Below are 21,906 nucleotides of genomic sequence, written 5' to 3'. Positions count from 1 at the left end.
TCGTCTCCTGTAAGGTGGACAGACCGGAAAATCATCCGGTTGACCGCGGAGAGATTAATTCGCATCATTTATGACAATCAAAAAATTGTCATGGATACATCCGATGAGAAACCGCTACAAATTGCTGGTGGATCAGTTTGCGACAGATATCCGCCACGGCCGACTGATAGCCGGAGATCGCCTGCCCACTCACCGCGCACTCGCCCGTCAGCACCAGATTTCACTGGCTACCGCCAGCCGTGTCTATGCCGAACTGATGGCCATCGGTCTGATTCAGGGCGAAACAGGACGCGGCACCTTTGTCAGGGATATTTCACTGCCCCCCGGTATGGGGGTCGATCAACAGGAAATTGCCAGCGATATTGTTGATCTGAGTTTTAACTATCCGATGCTGGAGCAGCAAACCCCCTGGCTGCGGCAGGCATTGCGCCAGCTGAGTGACAGCAGCGATCTGGCAGCATTACTACGTTATCAGCCGCATGCCGGCAGGCTGGCCGACAGACAGGCGATAGCTGACTGGGTACAGTCGGCCGGAGTCAACGCCAGTGCGGAGGATGTGTTAATCGTCAATGGCGCACAGCATGGCCTGAATATAATTCTGATGAGCCTGTTGCAACCCGGCGATGTCATTGCTGCCGATACGGTGACTTATCCCGGATTTAAAGCCCTGGCCAGCCTGTGCCATCTGGAAGTGGTACCTATACCCGTCACCCCGCGCGGACCGGATCTCAGTGCACTACAATTGCTCTGCCAGCAAAGGCGGGTCAAAGCCCTGTACTGCATGCCAACACTGCACAATCCACTGGGCTGGGTATTAACCAGCTCGCAACGTAAAGCCCTGGCTGCGATAGGCCGTCAGCATGACCTGTTACTTATTGAAGATGCGGCCTATGCCCGGCTGGTAAAAAAACCGCCTGCTCCGCTGTGTCGGTTCGCGCCGGAACGCACCCTGTATATTTCCGGTTTTTCAAAAAATATCGCCACCGGATTGCGGGTTGGCGTAGTGGTGGCGCCTGCCTGCTATCGACCACAGCTCGAACGGGCAATTCGTGCGACCAGCTGGAATACCCCGGCACTACTGACCAGCCTGATCCGTGGTTGGTTGCAGGATGGAACGGTACAACGGTTAGAAGCGATGAAACGTCAGGATGCCAGGAAACGCCAGGCGCTGGCCCGCCAGATTCTGGGTGACCTGAACCCTACCGGACATCCGGATTCTTATTTTCTCTGGATACCGCTGCCTGGTGAGATACGTGCCAGTCGGGTTGCCAGCCGGCTGGCCGGGATGAACATTGCGGTTTCCACAGCGGAGCCTTTTTCGGTCACGGGGAATCCACCCGATGCGTTACGTATCGCGCTGGGATCCGTGGATCTGCCAGTTCTGGAAACGGCGTTGCAGCAGGTCAGAGAAGCCATTGAGTATTTCAGAGATCTGTAATACAGAGAAAAAAGCCAGCCTGTCGACTGGCTTATCTGGTTATCCCAGGTATTCGATGATCGACAGCCCGGCATTGTAGTCGGTGCTGTAAATAATACCTTCTGCATCCACAAACACGTCGCAGGACTGAATGACCTTTGGCCGTCCGGGCCGTGTATCCATCATTTTTTGTGGCGCAGCAGGCACCAGTGCCCCCGTCTCCACCGGACGATACGGATTACTGATATCAAAAGCCCTGACTCCGGCATTCTGGTAAGTAGCAAAAATCAGTGTTGAACTGATAAAGCTGCCCGGCCGGTTCTCATGCAGATTATGCGGCCCGAAATGCGCCCCTTTTGCCAGATAATCGGTGTCATCCGGCTGTGGAAAGGTGGAGATACTCACCGGGTTGGTCTTATCGCGGATATCAAACAACCAGATCAGTTTTTCACCGTCCTGCTGCTCATCCAGCACAGCTTCATCCAGCACTACCAGCAGGTCGCGATCCGGTAACGGTAGTGCGGTGTGTGTCCCTCCGCCAAACGGCGGGCTCCAGTTGCGGTGGCTCAGCAACTGAGGCGCGGTCCGGTCTTTCACGTCCAGAATCGTCAGCCCGCCATCCCGCCAACAGCCATAGGCGGTATCGCCGCTGATTATCGCGTGATGCAGAGCATAGCGTTTGCCTTCCGGCCAGTCAGGCACCTCACCGGTCTGCTGATTCATCCCCGGTAACCACCATCTTCCGGCGACTTCAGGCTTACGCGGGTCGGCCAGATCAATGGTCAGGAAGATATAGTCAGTAAAGCCATCGATCAGTGCCGAAACATAGGCCCAGCGGCCACCTACATACCAGATACGGTGAATTCCAATACCATCCAGCGACAGAAAGCTGATTTCCCTTGGCTGCTGTGGAGAGGAAATATCAAATATCCTCAGCCCCGCACTCCAGCCTTTATCCTGTACATCACTCACGGTATGGCCCACCTGACGGGTGTAATAGACCTTTTCATCTGCGAAGCGCGCATCAGCAAACAGATCACGGGCATTAATCACCAGCAGCAGATCATCATGGGCCTGCAAATGAACATTCCACGTACCTGGCGGGGCTGCGACATAATTGACGGTTTTTGGCCGGGCAGGATCACGCACATCCACCACCGAAAATCCTGAAGAGACCATATGCCCGATATAAGCAAAGCCACGGTGCACCATCAACTGCACGCCATCAGGCCTGCCGCCCTGACAGCTGTGACCAATCAGCCGCATATTACGGCTGTAGTCGGGTTGCGGTAATGCGCTCATTCTGACCCCTTACTTTGCTTTAGCTTCCAGTGTCGCGAACCAGGGAGCGACGAAATCATTAGTCTGTCCCCAGCCAGGGATAATTTTAGCCAGGCTGGCCATATTCACTTCGCCACTCTGTTGATTCAGCAGGGCCTGAGATACAGATGACGCTTTAAAATCATAAGTCGCCGGAGTCTTTTCACCGGCAATTTTCAGCGCCACCAAACGGACGTTTGTTGCCCCAATCAGTTGTGGATCAACCGCCGCGGTCATCTGCCACGGGCTGTTTTTACTGTGCATCATCTGCAGGTCCTGATTGGAAATATCGATGCTGTACAGTTTAATTTCGGTACGACCATTTTCCTGCAGCGCTTTATAGGCTCCCTGACTAAAGGCATCCCAGGAGCCCCAGATAGCGTCAATTTTGCCTTTTGGATATTTCGCCAGAATGGCTCCGACTTTATTGGCGGTATCTCCCTGAACGTCACTGGAGACAGCCCCCAGCGATTCCAGTTGTTTTATCCCCGGATTTTGTTGCAGCAGTTTCTGGTACTCTTTTTCACGACGATCCATCGGCGGAAAGCCAGCCACCCAAAGTTTCACGATGTTGGCTTTACCATGGAAATCTTTGACCAGTTGCCCAAAGGACATATCGGTCAGCGATGCATCGTCCTGCTGAGTTACAGTGACGCCTGGAATGTTATCCGGTACTGCGGTATCAAATACCGACACCGCAATCCCTGCTTTGACAATCTGTTTAACCAGCGCTTCAGAATAGGGAGCGCGGCCCTGCGACAAAATAATGCCGTCATACTTCTGGGTAATCGCCTGATTCACGAAATCCTGGAAACGGGCGTCATCTCCGTTGCTCAGAAAGGTATTCACTTTAAAACCCAGCTTACGCGCCTGCTTTATGGCACCAGCCACAAACTGGGTGGTGTTATCGTCTGACCCCAGGTTACGGATTACCGCGATACGCACGGGTCCCTGATGGTTAGCCAGAGCTGCCGGTAGCGGCGCCGGTGTTTCGGCAAAAGCCGCAGTGCTGCTAAATAAACTCAGTGCCAGTAACGAGAGTGCTATTTTTTTCATCTTCTGCCCCGAAATGTTCGCCTGTCATCAGGCTGATTATTGTGATTTTCAGAAAATAATGCAGAGAACGACTGCGGTTATTTTCCTGCAGCCCTGCCTGGTTTTTTGCTGCCTGTCCTTAACCGTCTCCCGCCAGGCCAGTCAAATCCGGTAACGCGGATTCTCTGCCGGGATATCCTTCCAAACATACATACGTCTGGATGTCTGAACGTGATACTACCTAATCCGTTCACTACTGGCTACTGCCTTACGCAGGCATCCCAGAAATTTATCTGCACAGGGTGTCAGGACTGATAGCGGATATGGCTGATACGCAAGTGATGAGTCATTTCCCGCAAAAAAACCAGGTAGCAAAATGCAGTAATGTCTCCGGCGCTAAGCTGCAGCGGACCGTAAGAAAGCCGGTCCGTCAGTTGATTAAAGGCGCTTTCCAGTGCCTGCGGGGTGATGTCACTCCTGCCCGCCAGCCAGCGCTGGCTGACCTGCTGAAGCAGCGCATCATTGCTGCGGGCTTCCCCCGGCCCCGGCAGTTTCCCGCCCTGCGATTCGAGAATCTCTTCCACACGGTAGATAAGCATTTCTACCCCCCAGGCATCCACCTGACCGGCGTTAAATAATCCGGCGGCGGCCTGCTGATAACCGCCTTGCAGCTCAGACAGTAACTGCAAGGGTGACTGATAAAATGTCACTGAATCTGCTGATACAGAAAAAATGTAACCTGACATGGTGATTCTCCGGCTTCCGGCCGCGTCCTTTGCGCCTTAGCAACACTGTTTTATCGATTATTTTACGCTTCCGGCAATATACAGCCCAACAGTCGGACTGTAAGCTGTTTATCTGCCCACAGAGCAATAAGCCGGCTAACGACTCCTCAGTCCGGTTATCTCTCAGGCTTATCATCTTGGTGTGGTGAAAACGCTGGGCCAGCAGGCGACCCACTCTTTCCTGCGTTACTTCCTGCTGCCGGGGGGCGGGTATCGGGTATCGGTCGCTGTAGTCGTGGCGATGATAAGCCGGTGAAATCGGAGGCGTTTGCCAACGTCATCTTTGGCAATGAGGCAAATGCATGGAGAGGTCCTGATAATCAGAAAAATTATCAGGTGACAGATAACGCGCGACAGGAAGTCGCGCACTAATGATCTCCACTTTCCGGCACTGCATATCAGTGCCGGAACTTATTCAGGCAGTGTATCCCATGACTTTCAATAACTGCTGCGCCTGTTGCACAGCTTCCTGGCGATGAGCGACCCCCAGTTTCTGATACAAATTGCGAATATGGGTTTTAATGGTGGTCGAAGCCACATCCAGTTCACCGGCAATCTGATCATTGCTGTATCCCGAATAAATCAGTCCCAACACCTGCCATTCACGTTGGGTCAACGGGCTGGTACGAATAAGCTCCGGGACCCGGGGATTAGTCAGCAGTTTACTGACAAATCCCTCATCAAAATGGGCAAACTTGTGCCGGTGATGCTGGTTTATTTCCCGTAATATCTGTTCAGCCCGCCGCAGTTCCAGTTCAGGTAACAGATTTAACTGCATCAGTTGGCGCAGTTGCTGTGCCATCATTTCGCCTTCAATCACAAAGTGGCTGATAAATCCGGTACGGTTTGCCAGAGTCAGGGCTTCTAAAAGAACCCGCTGAGCCTCGGTTTTCCGGCCAGTCTGCCAGTAAAGCAAATTACTCAGCAACAGGTTGCGGTTCAGATCACTTATCAAACGCAACTGTCGGGCATTCTGATTCAGCTCATCCAGCACCACTTCGGCTTCATTATATTTTTCCAGTAAAATCATAACCCTGGAAATATTTCGCCACTGTCCCTGCTGAAAATGGTTACCCGCTACGTCAGGTTTACGTGCCTGTAATAACCACTGGCGGGCGGCTGCTTTATCACCGATCATTTGCCAGTAAATTACCAGGGGTTTATCGGTATTAGTGATCCAGTCGGTATGATACTGACCGGTTTTCAGTAGCCTTTCACAACGCTGTAAATGGTAGCTGGCATTATCTATCTGCCCCCTGGCCAGCGCGCATTTTGCCAGGAGTGCCAGGCACTGTAACTGCTGTTGCGGCTGATAGTTTTCCAGCACCGTCAGCCCTTCGCGGGCGGCCTGCTCCGCATCGTCCAGTCTCGACCAGGACCACAGCACCTGAGCACGTAAACGCAGTAAAAACTCATGCATGGGCAACTGCTCTAAATGCTGCTCCCTGACCAGCTCAAAGGCCCGGTCCTGCATTTCATAAGCTGCCTGCAGATAGCCCTGAGCAATCAGAATCTCACTCTGTTGCAGCAATGCCCACAGAGCATAGTGATAGGCCTGATACCGTCTGGCTATCTGCTCCGTCTGCTGCATCAGTGGCAACGCACGCACTAAATCGCCTTTACAATGCTGAATTTCCCCGGTGACCGAGGTAGCAACGATCCGGCTGTAATAACTTTCATGTGGAAGGTGCGCCAGCGCATTAGCCGCCAGCGCTTCTGCTTCTTCCTGGCGACCATCGTTAATCGCCACCTGGGCACGTAATGCATTAAACCCGCCAATGACCTCCGCCGGCATATCAATATTACGTCGCTGCATTTCCGCTTCAACCCCCGTCAGCAGTGCATCCACCTCAGTGTAGCGATGCTGACTTTGGGCCAGCCAGGCCTGCAGCAATACCAGTGTGGGTTCTTCGAACAATAGTTCATTCGGTAATGCGTTCAGGCATTGTTCCAGTAACCGCAACTCACTCTGGTTGAACAGCACCCAGGCGTGCTGAAGAAGAATTTCACGTAACAGTAGCGTATCACTGGCTCTCAGCGCATGATAAATGGCCTCGGCAGGAAAGCCTTGTGCCAGCCAGCCTTCGGCAGCAGCCCGGTGAATAGCCGGCAATTCAGTGGCCAGCTCTCTCTGACAGCGTTGACGCAAAAAACCAGCAAACAAAGGATGGAAACTGAACCATTCACCATTGTCATCCATCCGGTGGATAAACAGCCCCTGTCGCTCCAGCTCTTCGAGTCGCTGCTGTCCAAACTCACCGTTAGTCAGACGCATAATCAGAGCATCATTCATAGAACGTAACACTGAGCTGCGGAGCAGGAAGTCACGGGTGGCGCCATCTTCACGATCCATCACTTCATCAGACAGATATTCACACAAATGGCCGGCATTCAGTCCTGCAAGTTTGCTGGCTGACTGACGAACAGTTTGTTGCGGGGAACCGGCAGACTGACGGGCAGAAAACGCGATTAATTGTAACGCTGTGACCCAGCCCGCAACTTCATCACATAACTGCCGGCTGTCGCTTTGGTCAATCGGATCTTTCAAACGGTAATCAAAAAATTGCTGGGTTTCCTGGTGGTTAAATGCCAGTTGCTGAGTGGTCAGTTCCAATAACTGCTCACGCACCCGCAGATTAGCAATACCCAGTGGAGGCACGGTCCGGGAGAGGATCACCAGAGAAACATTCTCCGGCTGATGACGCAAAAAGAAACGCATCGCCTCATGAATTTCTTCATTAGAGATCAGATGATAGTCATCAATAACCAGCAATAATGGGCGGTGCCAGTCAGAAAGCTCGACAAACAACTGAGAAAACAGGGCTGACAGGCTGGCATACTGGAGCTTCTGGCTCATGGCTTCACTTTTAACACAATGCCCTCCACAGGCCTGCTGAATTGCAGCCATCAGATACCCGGCAAAACGCTCCGGCTGATTATCACTTTCATCCAGAGAGTACCAGCCCAGCTCATTACTACCTGCGGCCCAGTGAGAAACTAACGTTGTTTTTCCGTAACCGGCAGGGCCGGAAACCAGAGTCAAACGATACGCCGTGGCCATCGAAAGGCGCTTGAGCAGTCGTTCCCTGACTACAGTATTCTGCTGCCGCACTGGGCGGCTGAGTTTAGAAGGTATCAGCATAATATCCAGCTCTTATCGCCGTCTCCGGCTTGCATCATCTTTATTTCATTAACTGAATTAATCATTTTTTTATAACTTCTACCTTTGAAACATCAATTGCAATATTGTTACGTTTTTACATATCGTTTAGTTGCTCTCCGTCACATTTTGAGCAAGGCTTTTTAGAGTCTTATTCTTCCCAGGCCAGTGTCCTCCGGCTACGCCCTGTTCCTCCTCCCTGTCTAATCGTCATCAGGAGGATGCTGCCGCCCTTCACTGGATACAGCATAGCGATAATCTATTCCAATCATGACCGATGAATGAGGCAGGTGATCAGGTGACTTTAGATAAGACGCAATTTTCAGACGCACTAAAACGCCAGTGGCAGGGCTATGGTTTGCAGCGGGCGGAGGAAATGACCCCGCATCAGTGGTGGCAGGCAACCAGTGCAGCTCTCAGTGAACTTCTTAAGGCGCAGCCGTCTGAAGCAATCGCTGACCAGACACAACGCCACGTCAATTATATCTCGATGGAGTTTCTGATAGGTCGTCTGACCTCCAACAATCTGATCAATCTCGGCTGGTATCAGAGCGTGGCAGAGACCCTGAAACAATATGGTGTGGAACTGGCCGATGTACTGGAACAGGAGACGGATCCGGCGCTGGGCAATGGTGGTTTAGGCCGGCTGGCCGCTTGTTTCCTGGATTCGATGGCCACCGTGGGTCAGTCTGCCACCGGCTACGGCTTAAATTATCAGTACGGCCTGTTTCGCCAGTCGTTTGTTCAGGGCCAGCAACATGAAGCGCCGGATAACTGGCAACGTGAACATTACCCGTGGTTCAGCCATAACAGCGCGCTGGCGGTGGATGTGGCTTTTGGTGGCAAACTGACCCGTGACAGCCAGGGTAAAGAACAGTGGCAACCCGCCTTTACTCTGCGTGGTGAAGCCCATGATCTGCCGGTAGCAGGCTACCGTAACGGAATCAGCCAACCACTGCGGTTATGGCAGGCTACCGGTGTTCATCCGTTTGACCTTAGCCTGTTCAATGACGGAAAATTTCTGCAGGCGGAGCAGCAGGGTATCGATGCCGAAAAACTGACTAAAGTGCTCTACCCCAATGATAACCATGAAGCTGGCAAGCGCCTGCGTCTGATGCAGCAGTATTTCCAGTGCGCCTGCTCCGTTGCCGATATTTTGCGCCGCCATCATAAAGCAGGACGTAAGATTGCTGATTTGCCTAAGTATGAAGTCATTCAGTTGAATGATACCCACCCGACCATTGCCATCCCTGAACTGTTGCGCATTCTGCTGGATGAGCATCAGCTGGAATGGGATGCCGCCTGGGAGATCAGCAGCCGTACTTTCGCCTATACCAACCACACTCTGATGCCTGAAGCACTGGAGCGCTGGGACGAAAAACTGGTCAAAAGCCTGCTGCCTCGCCACTTCTCGATCATCAAAACCCTGAATTCGCGGTTTAAAAAACTGGTCGAAAAACAGTGGCCCGGCCAGCCTGAAATCTGGGAAAAGCTTTCTGTTCATCAGGACCGGCAGATACGCATGGCCAATCTGTGCGTGGTCAGTGGCTTTGCAGTTAATGGTGTGGCGGCCCTGCACTCAGAGCTGGTAGTGAAAGATCTGTTTCCGGAATATCACCAGCTATGGCCGAATAAATTTCATAATGTGACCAACGGCATCACACCACGTCGCTGGCTGAAATTATGTAATCCGGCATTATCAGACCTGATTGATGAGCGACTGGACACTCCGTGGGTAGATAATCTCGATGCACTGAAAGGACTGGAAAGCGCAGTAGATGACCCCGCGTTCTGCCAACGTTATCAGCAAATTAAGCGTGAAAATAAAGATAAGCTGGTGCAGTACGTCAAAAATGTGACGGGTCTGGAACTGAACCCGGAGGCGATGTTTGATGTGCAGATTAAACGCCTGCACGAATACAAACGCCAGCATCTGAATCTGCTGCATATTCTGTCGTTATACCGTCAACTGCGGGATAATCCAAAGGCCGATATTGTGCCCAGGGTGTTCCTGTTCGGCGCTAAAGCTGCGCCGGGTTATTACCTGGCGAAAAATATTATTTATGCCATTAACAAGGTCGCCGAAAAAGTTAATCATGACCCGCAGGTTGCCGGGCGTCTTAAGGTGGTGTTTATCCCGGATTATCGGGTATCCGTCGCCGAACTCATGATTCCGGCCGCCGATCTCTCTGAGCAAATCTCCACGGCAGGTAAAGAGGCCTCCGGTACCGGCAATATGAAGCTGGCGCTGAATGGTGCCCTGACTATCGGGACCCTCGATGGTGCCAATGTAGAAATCGCCGACCAGGTGGGTGAAGAGAATATCTTTATTTTTGGTCATACGGTCGATCAGGTAAAAGCATTGCAGTCTGCGGGCTATGATCCGCTCAAAATCCGCAAAAAAGATAAGCACCTCGATGCTATCCTCAGCGAACTGGAAAATGGCTTTTTCAGCGACGGAGATACCGATGCCTTCCGGCTGATGCTGGACAGTCTGCTCAGTGGCGGCGATCCCTACCTGGTGCTGGCTGACTTTGCGGCTTACAGCAAAGCCCAGCAACTTGCGGCCGATCAGTATCGTGACCGCTCCCTCTGGACCCGTAAAACGATTCTTAATACTGCCCGTGTCGGGATCTTCAGCTCCGATCGCTCTATCCGTGACTATCAGCAACGGATCTGGCAGGCAAAACGCTAAGGAGACTGCATGGACAACAAAGCACTGGAACAGGCAGCCAGAGAAGCGGGTATCTCCTCCGGCTTTATCAATGCACATGGTAAACAACAGGAGACTGCCCCGGAGACCCGGCAAAAACTGTTAGATGCCATGAATTTTAGCCACCGCCCGGAGCCGGAATTTAGCCCGGTGCCCGGGGTACGGGTGTTTACCACCGGCGGCCGTCTGGCCCTGCCGGTCAGTGGTAACGGCGAATATCAGTGGCAGTTGCAGCAGGAGAACGGCACCCGCCATCAGGGCCGGATCAGTGGCGAGATGACGCTGGTGCTGCCGGGAAAAATTCCCGTCGGATATCATCAGCTGACTCTCTCCCGCGACGAACAACAATGGCACTGCCGGGTGATTGTCGCCCCGAAACGTTGCTTTGAACCGGAAGCCCTGCTTTCTGGAAAAAAGCTGTGGGGAGCCTGCATTCAACTCTATACGCTACGGTCTGAGAATAACTGGGGAATCGGTGATTTCGGAGACCTCAGACAGTTGCTGCCACAGATTGCCGAACGTGGCGGCGCATTTGTGGGTCTCAACCCCATTCACGCGCTTTACCCGGCAAATCCGACCGCGGCCAGCCCTTACAGCCCCTCTACCCGGCGCTGGCTGAATATCATTTATATCGATGTGAATGCCATCGAAGATTTCAGGCACAGTGACGAAGCACAACAGTGGTGGGCGTTACCCCAAACCCAAAACAGGCTGAAAGCCGCACGTGCCGCTGAGTTTGTCGATTACAGTGAAGTGATGTCACTGAAACTGGCCGGTCTGCGGCTGGCGTATCAGCAGTTTATAAAACGTCCTGCCCGGGATCCGCAGGTAAAAGATCTGGCCGCATTCAGTGAACGCGGTGGTGAAAGCCTGAGATTGCAAGCGGTATTCGATGCACTCTACCAGCATCTGGCAGAAATCCGTGGCGAAGCTTTGGGATGGAACGACTGGCCGCAAGAGTATCATGATGCCCGGGGAAAGGCAGTACAGCAGTTCTGCGAACAACATACCCGTGAGGTCGGATTTTACTGCTGGCTGCAATGGCTGGCAGAGACTCAGCTGGTCGGTTGCTATGAGGTCAGCCAGCAGCATGAGATGCCGATCGGTCTGTACCGCGATCTGGCGGTCGGGATCGTTCGCGGCGGATCGGAAACCTGGGATGATGGTGAACTATTTTGCCTGGATGTATCGGTCGGGGCACCACCAGACATTCTCGGACCGCAGGGTCAGAACTGGGATCTGCGCCCGATGGATCCCTGGGTCATGGCCCGGCGAGGCTATCAGCCGTTTATCGATATGCTGCGGGCGAATATGACCCACTGCGGGGCATTACGTATCGATCATGTGATGAACCTGCTGCGTTTATGGTGGATACCCTCCGGAGAAACCGCCGATAAAGGGGCTTATGTCCGTTATCCGGTGGATGATCTGCTGGCGATCCTCGCTTTAGAGAGCCACCGCCTCCAGTGCATGGTGATTGGTGAAGATCTTGGGACAGTCCCGGTGGAGATTGTCAGCAAGCTACGGGAATCCGGGGTGTACTCCTACAAAGTGCTGTATTTTGAACAGGATGAAGAAAACCATTTTCGTGCACCGCAGTCCTATCCTCAGCAGGCGATGGCGACTCTCACCACACACGATCTGCCAACGCTGCGTGGCTACTGGCAGGCCGATGACCTAACCCAAGGGAAAACCCTGGGCCTGTACCGTGATCAGGAAGTACTGGAGGAACTCTACGCGGACCGCGCTCGCGCCCGACAGGGCCTGCTCGATGCGCTGCATCACTATGACTGTATTCCAAAGAAAACCGGCCACCGTGCAGCATTAATGGAAATGACTCCGATACTGAACCGTGGGTTACAGCGTTATGTCGCCGACAGTGCCTGCGCCTTACTGGGGCTGCAACCGGAAGACTGGCTGGATATGGCGACCCCGGTCAATATTCCAGGCACCAATACCGAGTATCCAAACTGGCGACGTAAACTGAGTCACACGCTTGAAGAAATATTCGCCGATGAGCATATCAATAAGCTGATTAAAGACCTGGATAAACGAAGGAAAAAAGTATCGGTTGGCTAATCACCCCGGAAGAACCTGCTCTCGCGCTGTGCAGATGCGGGTTCTTCCGACGGCTTCCCGCATGCTGTTTTAACCTGCCGGATAATGGCCTGTCTTAATATATCGGAGTTTTGTAAATCACCGACAACGCCTGACAGTAATCCGGCACCGCCAGAATCTGGTTACTGCTAATAAACTGATCTACTGCACCGAAGGTGGGTAACTGCTTTAATTCATGATCCGTGATCGCCGCGGCGATTGACCGTTCGATTTTCAGCGAATCCACAAAGGTAAATTCCCTGCGATGAATGGTGGTAATTTCCGGAGCAATCGCGCCGGGAACCTGATGTTCTACCTGCAGATTAGCGACAAAACTGCAGGCATTATTAATACTCTGTTCCCTGGCATGTTTATCTTTTGCAGCAATGATGAGTTCTAACAGTGGAGTTAACTGAGGTGCGCATTTCAGTGTTGAGAAACAGGTTCCAAACCATTTGGAATAAGGGGCATAGACTTTTTCTGTCAGCATGGCTAAGCGCATAATATTTTCGGCCATCCGAACCGCAATTATGCTGGCACCTATCGGATCGTTCACACTGTCCGCCCTGCCAACATAGGCTCGTTCTTCTGCGATTTTACCCCACTGGGCAGCAATCTTATACAACCACACCTGTTGTGGAAACCAGGCGAATTTCTCCCTGAACGCGGTTAATTCACCCAAATCATCCCGGAAGACTTTTCCGGCGGTAATCAAAAGAAAAAACTGTTCGGAATATCTCAGCCATTGCAGACTATCCATGCTCCGGGTGAGGTCTGCTTGCAGGTACATCCTGCTCCACATTCTGAGGGTATAGAGTTCAACACCATGCCAGGAACCAAGCATTTCCGGATACGAATCAGGTAAATTCAGAGGCCGGCACCCACTGGGGTACTTTACTGAAAACCCCTGAAATAATTCCGGTAAATGAGCATCCATAACCGACATAATTTCAGCGGCGATAGTTTTAAAATTATCCTCCTGTAAAAAAATCTGCACACAGGGACCAAAATCATGATCAGTAGAAACAGAGTCATCATATCCTGATACCTCAGACCCTCGTCCCATCCTGGCACAGGCATATTTTATTTCAGGAAAGAACCTGAGCATTATGAGTTTTACCACCTGATGGTAAAACAGTTCTGACAAATTCAGGCCTCTGATATGATTCATGAGCATCCTTAATAATGTTAATCTCCCCGCAGGCTGTGGCATCACTGGTGACTCATTCAGACAGTTAACACGAGTTCGTCTCAGTATATTCCATCAGCGCTGGCGGCCATAACCCGCCTTATATTCCAGTCAGATGGGTGGCATTTACCTGTTCCGGTTAAGGTGCGTTAAGGTGGCTTAAAACCATTGGAAGCCAGTATGTTCGTGCAGCCTGTGGCAGTTAAAATAGAGAAGCTTTTACCTAAATTTGTTCTGTTAAATGAACACGGAATTGGGAATATATCAGGAGTGGACCTGTTATGCTGATCACCATCCCGGGGAAAGATGGCCGTTCGTCCTGTAAACGTACTCATCTGCTGGCCAGACATCACAACAAAATTCACCTTATGCTTACGATTATATCGGGATGGTGATCGCCGGTAAAAACTGTTGGCCGGTATGATTTTCGGGTTGCGTGAGTATAACTGGCATAAGTGATATAACGACAAAGGGGCCTGTTGGCCCCCTTTTAATCATAATAACCCGATCACTGTGCCTCAGAAGTCACCTTCTCTTTCCTTCTGTTCCTGAAGAATTCGTGAGTTTCACGCATTCTTTCAGCCTTGAGCCGGATAGCTTCTTCAAGTGACAGTGGCTGTTTACGGGTCTTCTTAGGTTTAGAATTCAATAACATAACCTCTTCCCTCTGGTTCCAGATTACTGTGAATCTGTTTAATTTTGTATTTGAATCTTTGCCTGAGTCGCATCATCGCTATCTTGTAAAGTCTGGATAATTCAGGCGAGTATGCAAGAAACATATAACAGTATGGCTTGTGTTTAGTGTAATGCCGCACAATAGCCTGGTCAATTATTGTACTCAGCTTATGAGCATTGTTCGAGTCCGGAGGTGCAAAACTACGACCACTCTCTATGTTGCTCACCAGATCAAACGCAATTTCGTAACATCCACCCATGCGATTGACAAATGTAGGACGAATGCCGGTCAAAATGCCTTCGGGAATGTCTATAAACGAATCGACGTATTCTACAACTTCATTAAAATGAATTTCGTACTCATACGGGTACACTTCCACCAAATATATCATCCTGTGCCGACCATCATGCATACCTGCCTGAACTTTATCGAAAATAGTCATAGAATTAAGATCGTCCCTGTTCGAAACTATCATCCTGATTGTCAGAATTGGTTATCTAAGTAGGCTGGTACCACGCTTTCCATAACGTCACACCATGCTCCGACAAAATCGACGAATACCGGGGTTGATTATATTCTTCACAACCGCCGAAAGGCGAAACAACGGCATTTTTGCGTTTTGGTTCACAACATTATTAGCTCACCGCTGTCGGGTTGCCTGCCGGAACCACTGCCCTGCCACTGCTGCGTCCGAAGACACGATATAGAGTAATCCCCTGGCCGGGGGTAAAGGCAAAGGTTGCCGTCCGGTAGCCTGTGAGCGGTTCTCTGAACCAGGCAAACATTGATAAAAAAAGCGACCGTTGCCGGTCGCCGAAGTGGAGGAAATTCACAAGTCATACACCCATTGCTGAGATTAAGCGCAATTCATTTTACCGGTCAGCCTTTAATACCTCCGGCCGTCAGACCGCCCACCAGCCAACGCTGAGCTATCAGGAACACCGCCGTAATCGGAATGGCCGATAATATAGCCGCTGCGGCAAAATCACCCCACAGATAGTTCTGTGGATTCAGGTATTGCTGCATGCCAACCGCCAGCGTATAGCTGTTGACATCCCGTAGCAGCAACGATGCCACCGGTACCTCGGTAATCGCCCCGATAAACGACAGAATAAATACCACCGCCAGAATCGGCACGGATAAGGGTAACAATACCAGCCGGAATGCCTGCCACGGAGTAGCACCATCCAGTGCCGCCGCTTCTTCCAGCGAACCGTCAATGGTTTCGAAATACCCCTTAATGGTCCAGACATGCAGGGCAATGCCCCCCATATAGGCGAAGATCACGCCACCATGGGTATTCAGCCCGAGGAACGGAATATAATTTCCCAGCCGGTCAAACAACGCGTACAGAGCAACCAGTGACAAGACTGCCGGGAACATCTGAAAAATCAGCATCGCTTTCAGCACCGGGCTTTTGCCACGAAATTTCATCCGGGCAAATGCATAAGCCGCCGTAGTGGAAAGTGCCACGATCCCAACCGCAGTAATCCCCGCGATCCTGACTGAATTCCACAGCCAGAGCAGTACCGGAAACGGTGGTGGCGTCACCGAACCATCACTGTTCGTCACGGCGATCCCCAGAGCCAGCTTCCAGTGATCCCAGGAGATATGCTCCGGGATCAGGCTACCGGTGGCGAAATTACCAGGCCGCAGTGAGATAGCAAACACCATCAGCAACGGAAACAGGATCAGCGCCAGAAAGCACAACAACAGCAGATGAGTCACCAGCAGCCTGACTTTCTGTGATTTGGGTTTAACCATAGGCATAACCGGCCCCTCCTTAATCAAATTTCATACGTGTGGCTTTCAGATTCACCAGTGCCAGCACACCCACCAGCAGGAAAATCAGCGTAGCCACCGCCGCAGCCAGCCCGAAGTCCTGACCACCGCCCCCTTCAAAAGCAATACGGTAGGTGTAGCTGACCAGCAGATCGGTATGCCCTGCCGGGGTGGTGGTACCCAGCATATCCGGTCCCCCATTAGTCAGCAGTTGGATCAGGACAAAGTTATTAAAGTTAAATGCAAAACTGGCGATCATCAGTGGTGTCAAAGGTTTGATCAACAGTGGAAATGTGATCCGCAGGAAATTTTGTAGCGGTGTTGCCCCGTCCATCGCTGAGGCCTCATACAGATCCTCCGGGATCGCCTTCAGCAGCCCCATACACAGGATCATCATATAAGGGTAACCCAGCCAGGTATTGACGATGACTATCATGGTTTTTGCTGTCAGCGGATCGCTGAACCATGAAGGTTTAATGCCGAACAGCGCATTGAGCATCAGGTTAATTTCACCAAAGCTCTGATTAAACAACCCTTTGAAAATCAGTATGGAAATAAACGCCGGTACCGCATAAGGCAGGATCAGCAACATGCGATACAGTGCTTTACCCTTCAGCTCTTCCCATTGCACCACGCAGGCCAGCACCATACCCACGGCCACGGTAAATACCACCGTCAGCAATGAAAACACCACCGTCCAGATAAAAATGGAGACAAAAGGCTGACGAATCCCTTCATCTTCAAACACCCGCAGGAAATTACCCCAACCAATGCCAACGGTATACCCGGGGCTGAGTTTTTCCGCCTGCCATTGCCCCTGACTATCCACGGCCTGATAAAAACCGGTTTTCGGGTTAGGCCGGTAGACTGTGCCGGTCTGGACATTGGTCAGTTGTTGGTTTTCATCATTCAGCCGGTACAACGGCTGAGTGCCGGAGAACTGGCGTAGCGAGCTCATACGCAGGGTTTCACCGTCCGGTAATTGCACGACCAGTTTACCCAGCGCCAGCCGGTTTTGGGTGATCACCCGCAATCCGGCTTTCTCCCCGGCCGGCAATGCCTGCGCCGTCACGGTAACATTCCGGGCTTCAGAGCCCTTCAGACTAAACGGAGCCGACAACAGCACCTGCGGGTTATCGTCAGAAGTCAGTGCGATCTGCCACTGTTCTCCCGCCGGATATAAACCAAAAGTAAATGTCTTCCCACCCTGAAATTCGCGGCTCAGTAATACCGACTGAGCACGTTCAAAGGTTAACTGGTTTGTGCTGCTGTAATTAGTGAAAGCTATAGCGATAGTACAGACCAACGGGAACAGGACAAACAGAGACATCCCTGCCAGCCCCGGATAGAGATAGCGCCATGAATAGGCATGGCGGTTAGCATAAATATACAGCCCGGCACCGGAGATAATCAGTGTCACTATGGCAAACAGATACTCACCCTGCGCATACATCAGCACGATCAGATAGCCGGTGATGCAGGCGAGAATGGCAAGAATCAGCCATTTCAGCACAACACCTGACGGGCTTTTTTTGGCTACTGGCATAAGAGCATCCTTGTGGAAGCACTGCACACCCCTGAGACTGTGCAGCGTATTTCTTTATCTGAAACTCACCGTTCAGTGCGGTGTATTATTTAACGATACGAGCCTGTGCATCTTTCAGCGCCTGATCGACCGTCTGACGACCATTGATCGCATTGAGGATCGCGCTGCGTTCTGCATACCAGAAGTTACTCATCTGCGGAATGTTGGGCATAATTTCACCGTTTTTCGCATTCGCCATGGTGGCAGAAATCCGCGGATCTTTTTCCAGTTGCTGCTGATAAGATTTCAGTGCGACAGCGCCCAGCGGCTTATCTTTATTCATCGTCGCCAGACCGTCATCGGTGATCAGATAGTTTTCAATAAACTCTTTAGCCAGCTCTTTGTTCGGACTTGCAGCATTGATACCCGCCGTCAGGACACCGACGAAAGGTTTTGAAGGTTTCCCCCCAAAAGTGGGCAGCACGGTGACGGCATAGTTAATTTTGCTCTTATCCAGGTTCGACCATGACCACGGACCATCAATGGTCATGGCTGTCTGGCCTTTATTAAAGGCGGCTTCGGCAATCGAATAGTCGGTATCCGCATTGATATGTTTGTTTTTGACCATATCGAGGATAAATTGCAGGCCCGCTTTAGATCCCGCGTTATCAACCCCGGTATCTTTGACATTATATTTGCCGTTCTCGAATTTAAAGGCATAGCCACCATCAGCCGCAATAATTGGCCAGGTGAAGAACGGTTCCTGCAGGTTCCACATAATGGCGCTTTTGCCCTTGGCCCTTAGCTGAGTATCCAGTGCCGGAATTTCTTCCCAGGTTTTAGGGGCCTGTTTAATAATGTCTTTGTTATAAATCAGCGACAGCGCTTCCACAGCGATAGGGTAGCCAATCAGCTTGCCGTTATAGGTCACCGCATCCCAGGTGAACGGAAACAGTTTATCTTTGAACTTCTGATCCGGGGTGATTTCTGCCAGTAAACCGGACTGGGCATAGCCACCGAACCGGTCATGCGCCCAGAAAATAATGTCGGGTCCATTGCCGGTGGCCGCTACCTGCGGATATTTCTCTTCCAGCTGATCCGGGTGCTCTACGGTGACACTGATACCGGTGTCTTTTTCGAATTTTTTCCCGACCTCGGCCAGGCCGTTATACGCTTTATCGCCATTAATCCAGATAACCAGTTTCCCTTCTTCTATTTTGGCGAAAGCAGAAGATGACAGCACCAGTGTAGCCAGCGCTGAAAGAGCCAGAGAGTGTTTAATTGTCCTGATGCTGAGGGCCATAATCCAATCCTTCTGTTACCTGAGTGAAGTCAAAGGTTGCGTCATACCCGGGTATGACAGGTTCTGAATCCAGTGTGAATTTATCCCATCGGCGGTTCATCATCCCCCGACCTACGCCCCCACCACTCAGAATGTGATCCGGGCTGCATTCTCTGAGGTTCTGTGCTGTGACACACAAAAACACACCGTTCTTTTTGCAGGTCTGATCACGAATTTGCTTTGCACAAGGAACTTTCGGACTGCTGCGCGATTCCCTCATCCTCCCTTCTCCTCCCCCCTGAAAAATTTTGTTACGGATGATTACGCCTGGTCTTGAATGCTGCACTGTTCATTACATAACGTTCCAGGCTGTCTGCGAATTGCTGCCAGCGAAATCAGGAGATTAGGATGGCGAGTGTTTCCTTAGACGGCGTGTACAAATCCTACGGAGAAACCGTCATCTCCAGAGATATCACTCTGGAGATTGAAGAGGGGGAATTTGTCGTTCTGGTAGGACCTTCAGGCTGTGGAAAATCGACCATCCTGCGGATGATTGCCGGTCTGGAAGATATCACTGCCGGTGAACTGAAAATTGCCGGCCAGCGGATGAATGAAACCCCTCCAGCCGAGCGGGGGATTGGCATGGTGTTTCAGTCTTATGCACTCTACCCGCACCTGACGGTGGCAGAGAATATGTCATTTGGTCTGAAGCTGGCCGGTACCAAAAAATCAGAAATAGCACAGCGGGTAAATCAGGTGGCAGAAGTGTTGCAACTGGCCCATCTGCTGGACAGACGTCCGAAAGCGCTCTCTGGCGGGCAACGTCAGCGGGTCGCCATAGGCCGTACCCTGGTCGCTGAACCTTCGGTATTTCTGCTGGATGAACCTTTGTCGAACCTGGATGCAGCACTGCGGGTGCAAATGCGTATCGAGATTTCACGTCTGCATAAGCGTCTGAAACGCACCATGATTTACGTCACCCATGATCAGGTAGAAGCCATGACACTGGCCGACAAAATCGTGGTACTGGATGCCGGGCAAATAGCGCAGACGGGTAAACCCCTGGCCCTGTATCACTATCCGGCCAACCGCTTTGTCGCCGGGTTTATTGGCTCACCAAAAATGAATTTCCTGCCCGTGAAAGCGACCGCTGCGGAAGCCCTGCGGGTCGAGGTCGAGCTGCCAAACCGGCAACGAATCTGGCTGATGGTGGAAGGCCATGATATTACCCCCGGCAGTAATCTTTCGCTGGGTATTCGCCCTGAACATCTGCTACCCGGCGATGCGGCGGAAGTCACCCTCTCCGGCGAAGTCCAGGTCGCAGAACGGCTCGGTAACGAAACACAAATCCACATCCAAATTCCGGCAATTCGTCAAAACCTGGTCTATCGCCAGAATGACGTGGTGCTGGCAGAAGAAGGTGCAACATTCACTATCGGTCTACCGCCACACCGCTGCCATTTGTTCCGTGAAGACGGAACAGCCTGTCGGCGGTTACACCCGGAACCCGGTGTATGAAAGCACGCGATCCCTACAGGAGATTAATGATGATAACAATGCGTAGTTCTTCCCTGGCTCTGGCAGTGGCCGCCGGTATCCTTTCTACACAGGCAATGGCCGTAGATTTTAGTGGTTATGCCCGTTCCGGAATTGGTTTTAGCAGCAAAGGAGGTGATCAACAATGTTTCCAGACCACTGGTGCCGGCAGTAAATATCGTCTGGGTAACGAATGTGAAACCTATGCTGAATTAAAGCTGGGCCAGGAGATGTGGAAACAGGGCGATAAAAGCTTCTATTTTGATACCAACGTCGCCTATTCCGTATCACAGGACAATGACTGGGAATCCACTGACCCTGCGTTCCGTGAAGCCAATATTAAAGGTAAAAACCTGATCGACTGGTTACCGGGCTCCACCCTGTGGGCCGGTAAGCGTTTCTACCAACGTCATGATGTTCATATGATCGACTTCTACTACTGGGATATTTCAGGTCCTGGTGCTGGTCTGGAAGATGTCGATCTGGGCTTTGGTAAACTCTCTTTGGCAGTCACCCGTAGCACCGAAAGCGGCGGTTCTTATGGCTATATCGCCAATCAGCGTGACGAGGTCGCCACCACCAATAACACCTTTGACGTACGTCTGGCCGGCCTGGAAACTAACCCGGGGGGCGTTCTGGAGCTGGGGGTCGATTACGGTCGTGCCGATGCCCGTAAAGGCTATCACCTGGCGGATGGTGCCACCAAAGACGGTGTCATGTTCACCGCAGAACATACCCAGAGCATCTACAACGGTTATAACAAATTTGTCGTGCAGTACGCCACTGATGCAATGACCGATTCAGCTACCGGTAACTCCATCGGTAAGTCTCAGGGTTCAAGTATTAATAACGACGGTCATATGATCCGCCTGATCGATCACGGTGCCATCGACTTTAATGATACCTGGAGCATGATGTACGTGGCGATGTATCAGAATACCGATCGTGATAACAATAACGGAACCACCTGGTATACCGTCGGTGTACGCCCGATGTATAAATGGACGCCTATCATGAGTACGTTGCTGGAAGTCGGCTATGACAATGTGAAATCACAGCGTACCGGCGAACGCAATGATCAGTACAAAATCACCCTGGCACAACAGTGGCAGGCAGGCAGCAGTATCTGGTCCCGTCCGGCCATTCGTATCTTCGGTACTTATGCTAACTGGAACGAAAAATGGGGTTACAACACCGATTCAGGGGTTAATAACGGTTTAGCCATGAGCGACACCAGTACTACCACCTATAGCCGCGGTAAAAACAACGAGTTTGCCTTCGGTGCCCAGATGGAAGTTTGGTGGTAACCCGCATTCTGCCGTCAGTTGCGGATGACATCTCAGTATATAGCTAATCAACCAGGAGACGGGCCGGCAGGCTGTCGTTGGG

Annotated in this window: 14 protein-coding genes; 5 read left to right on the top strand and 9 right to left on the bottom strand. The window is 51.6% G+C overall.

Going from position 1 to position 21,906, the window contains the following annotated elements:
* The first annotated feature begins 103 nt into the window (after nucleotides 1-103).
* Nucleotides 104-1,438 (top strand): PLP-dependent aminotransferase family protein, encoded by a 1,335-nt coding sequence (locus B3Z23_RS10615; protein WP_294908023.1) that lies wholly within the window; start codon nucleotides 104-106, stop codon nucleotides 1,436-1,438.
* Between the two features lie 39 nt (nucleotides 1,439-1,477).
* Here the strand turns inward: B3Z23_RS10615 and B3Z23_RS10610 are convergent, their stop codons facing one another.
* From B3Z23_RS10610 to malT, 4 genes are all read right to left on the bottom strand, one after another.
* A complete protein-coding gene (locus B3Z23_RS10610) occupies nucleotides 1,478-2,719 on the bottom strand; it encodes an LVIVD repeat-containing protein (RefSeq protein WP_294908020.1) in 1,242 nt (413 codons plus the stop codon).
* A gap of 9 nt (nucleotides 2,720-2,728) precedes the next feature.
* Nucleotides 2,729-3,793, bottom strand: a complete 1,065-nt coding sequence (locus tag B3Z23_RS10605; protein ID WP_294908017.1) for a sugar ABC transporter substrate-binding protein — start codon at nucleotides 3,791-3,793, stop codon at nucleotides 2,729-2,731.
* Between the two features lie 284 nt (nucleotides 3,794-4,077).
* The gene (locus tag B3Z23_RS10600) at nucleotides 4,078-4,518 is read right to left on the bottom strand and encodes a hypothetical protein (protein ID WP_294908014.1); all 441 of its coding nucleotides are present in this window, start codon (nucleotides 4,516-4,518) and stop codon (nucleotides 4,078-4,080) included.
* Between the two features lie 454 nt (nucleotides 4,519-4,972).
* On the bottom strand, nucleotides 4,973-7,699 hold the full coding sequence (gene malT, locus B3Z23_RS10595; RefSeq protein ID WP_294908011.1) for an HTH-type transcriptional regulator MalT: 2,727 nt from the start codon (nucleotides 7,697-7,699) through the stop codon (nucleotides 4,973-4,975).
* A gap of 295 nt (nucleotides 7,700-7,994) precedes the next feature.
* Here malT and malP point away from each other — a divergent pair, with 295 nt between their 5' ends.
* Both malP and malQ read left to right on the top strand, forming a co-directional pair.
* Nucleotides 7,995-10,412, top strand: coding sequence for a maltodextrin phosphorylase (gene malP, locus B3Z23_RS10590; RefSeq protein WP_294908008.1), 2,418 nt, complete (start codon nucleotides 7,995-7,997; stop codon nucleotides 10,410-10,412).
* Nucleotides 10,413-10,421: 9 nt separating this feature from the next.
* Nucleotides 10,422-12,509 (top strand): 4-alpha-glucanotransferase, encoded by a 2,088-nt coding sequence (gene malQ / locus B3Z23_RS10585; protein WP_294908005.1) that lies wholly within the window; start codon nucleotides 10,422-10,424, stop codon nucleotides 12,507-12,509.
* Between the two features lie 94 nt (nucleotides 12,510-12,603).
* Here malQ and B3Z23_RS10580 read toward each other — a convergent pair whose 3' ends face one another.
* From B3Z23_RS10580 to malE, 5 genes are all read right to left on the bottom strand, one after another.
* Nucleotides 12,604-13,371, bottom strand: coding sequence for a DUF4037 domain-containing protein (locus B3Z23_RS10580; RefSeq protein WP_294908002.1), 768 nt, complete (start codon nucleotides 13,369-13,371; stop codon nucleotides 12,604-12,606).
* 853 nt (nucleotides 13,372-14,224) lie between these two features.
* Entirely contained in the window at nucleotides 14,225-14,371 is a 147-nt protein-coding gene (locus B3Z23_RS10575; RefSeq protein ID WP_294907999.1) for a hypothetical protein, read from the bottom strand.
* 900 nt (nucleotides 14,372-15,271) lie between these two features.
* A complete protein-coding gene (gene malG / locus B3Z23_RS10570; RefSeq protein ID WP_294907995.1) occupies nucleotides 15,272-16,162 on the bottom strand; it encodes a maltose ABC transporter permease MalG in 891 nt (296 codons plus the stop codon).
* Nucleotides 16,163-16,175: 13 nt separating this feature from the next.
* Nucleotides 16,176-17,720 (bottom strand): maltose ABC transporter permease MalF, encoded by a 1,545-nt coding sequence (gene malF / locus B3Z23_RS10565; RefSeq protein ID WP_294907992.1) that lies wholly within the window; start codon nucleotides 17,718-17,720, stop codon nucleotides 16,176-16,178.
* Between the two features lie 85 nt (nucleotides 17,721-17,805).
* Nucleotides 17,806-19,002, bottom strand: coding sequence for a maltose/maltodextrin ABC transporter substrate-binding protein MalE (gene malE, locus B3Z23_RS10560; protein WP_294907989.1), 1,197 nt, complete (start codon nucleotides 19,000-19,002; stop codon nucleotides 17,806-17,808).
* A gap of 387 nt (nucleotides 19,003-19,389) precedes the next feature.
* On the opposite strand from malE, the gene malK reads away from it, so the two are divergent.
* Nucleotides 19,390-20,499: a maltose/maltodextrin ABC transporter ATP-binding protein MalK gene (gene malK / locus B3Z23_RS10555; protein ID WP_294907984.1), complete on the top strand. Its 1,110-nt coding sequence runs from the start codon at nucleotides 19,390-19,392 to the stop codon at nucleotides 20,497-20,499.
* 26 nt (nucleotides 20,500-20,525) lie between these two features.
* Entirely contained in the window at nucleotides 20,526-21,824 is a 1,299-nt protein-coding gene (locus tag B3Z23_RS10550; RefSeq protein WP_414716480.1) for a maltoporin, read from the top strand.
* The last annotated feature ends 82 nt before the right edge of the window (nucleotides 21,825-21,906 follow it).

It is taken from the genome of Tatumella sp. UBA2305 (assembly GCF_002345795.1).
GTDB classification, from domain to species: Bacteria; Pseudomonadota; Gammaproteobacteria; order Enterobacterales; family Enterobacteriaceae; genus Tatumella; species Tatumella morbirosei.
This window is presented reverse-complemented; position numbering and strand designations above follow the sequence as displayed.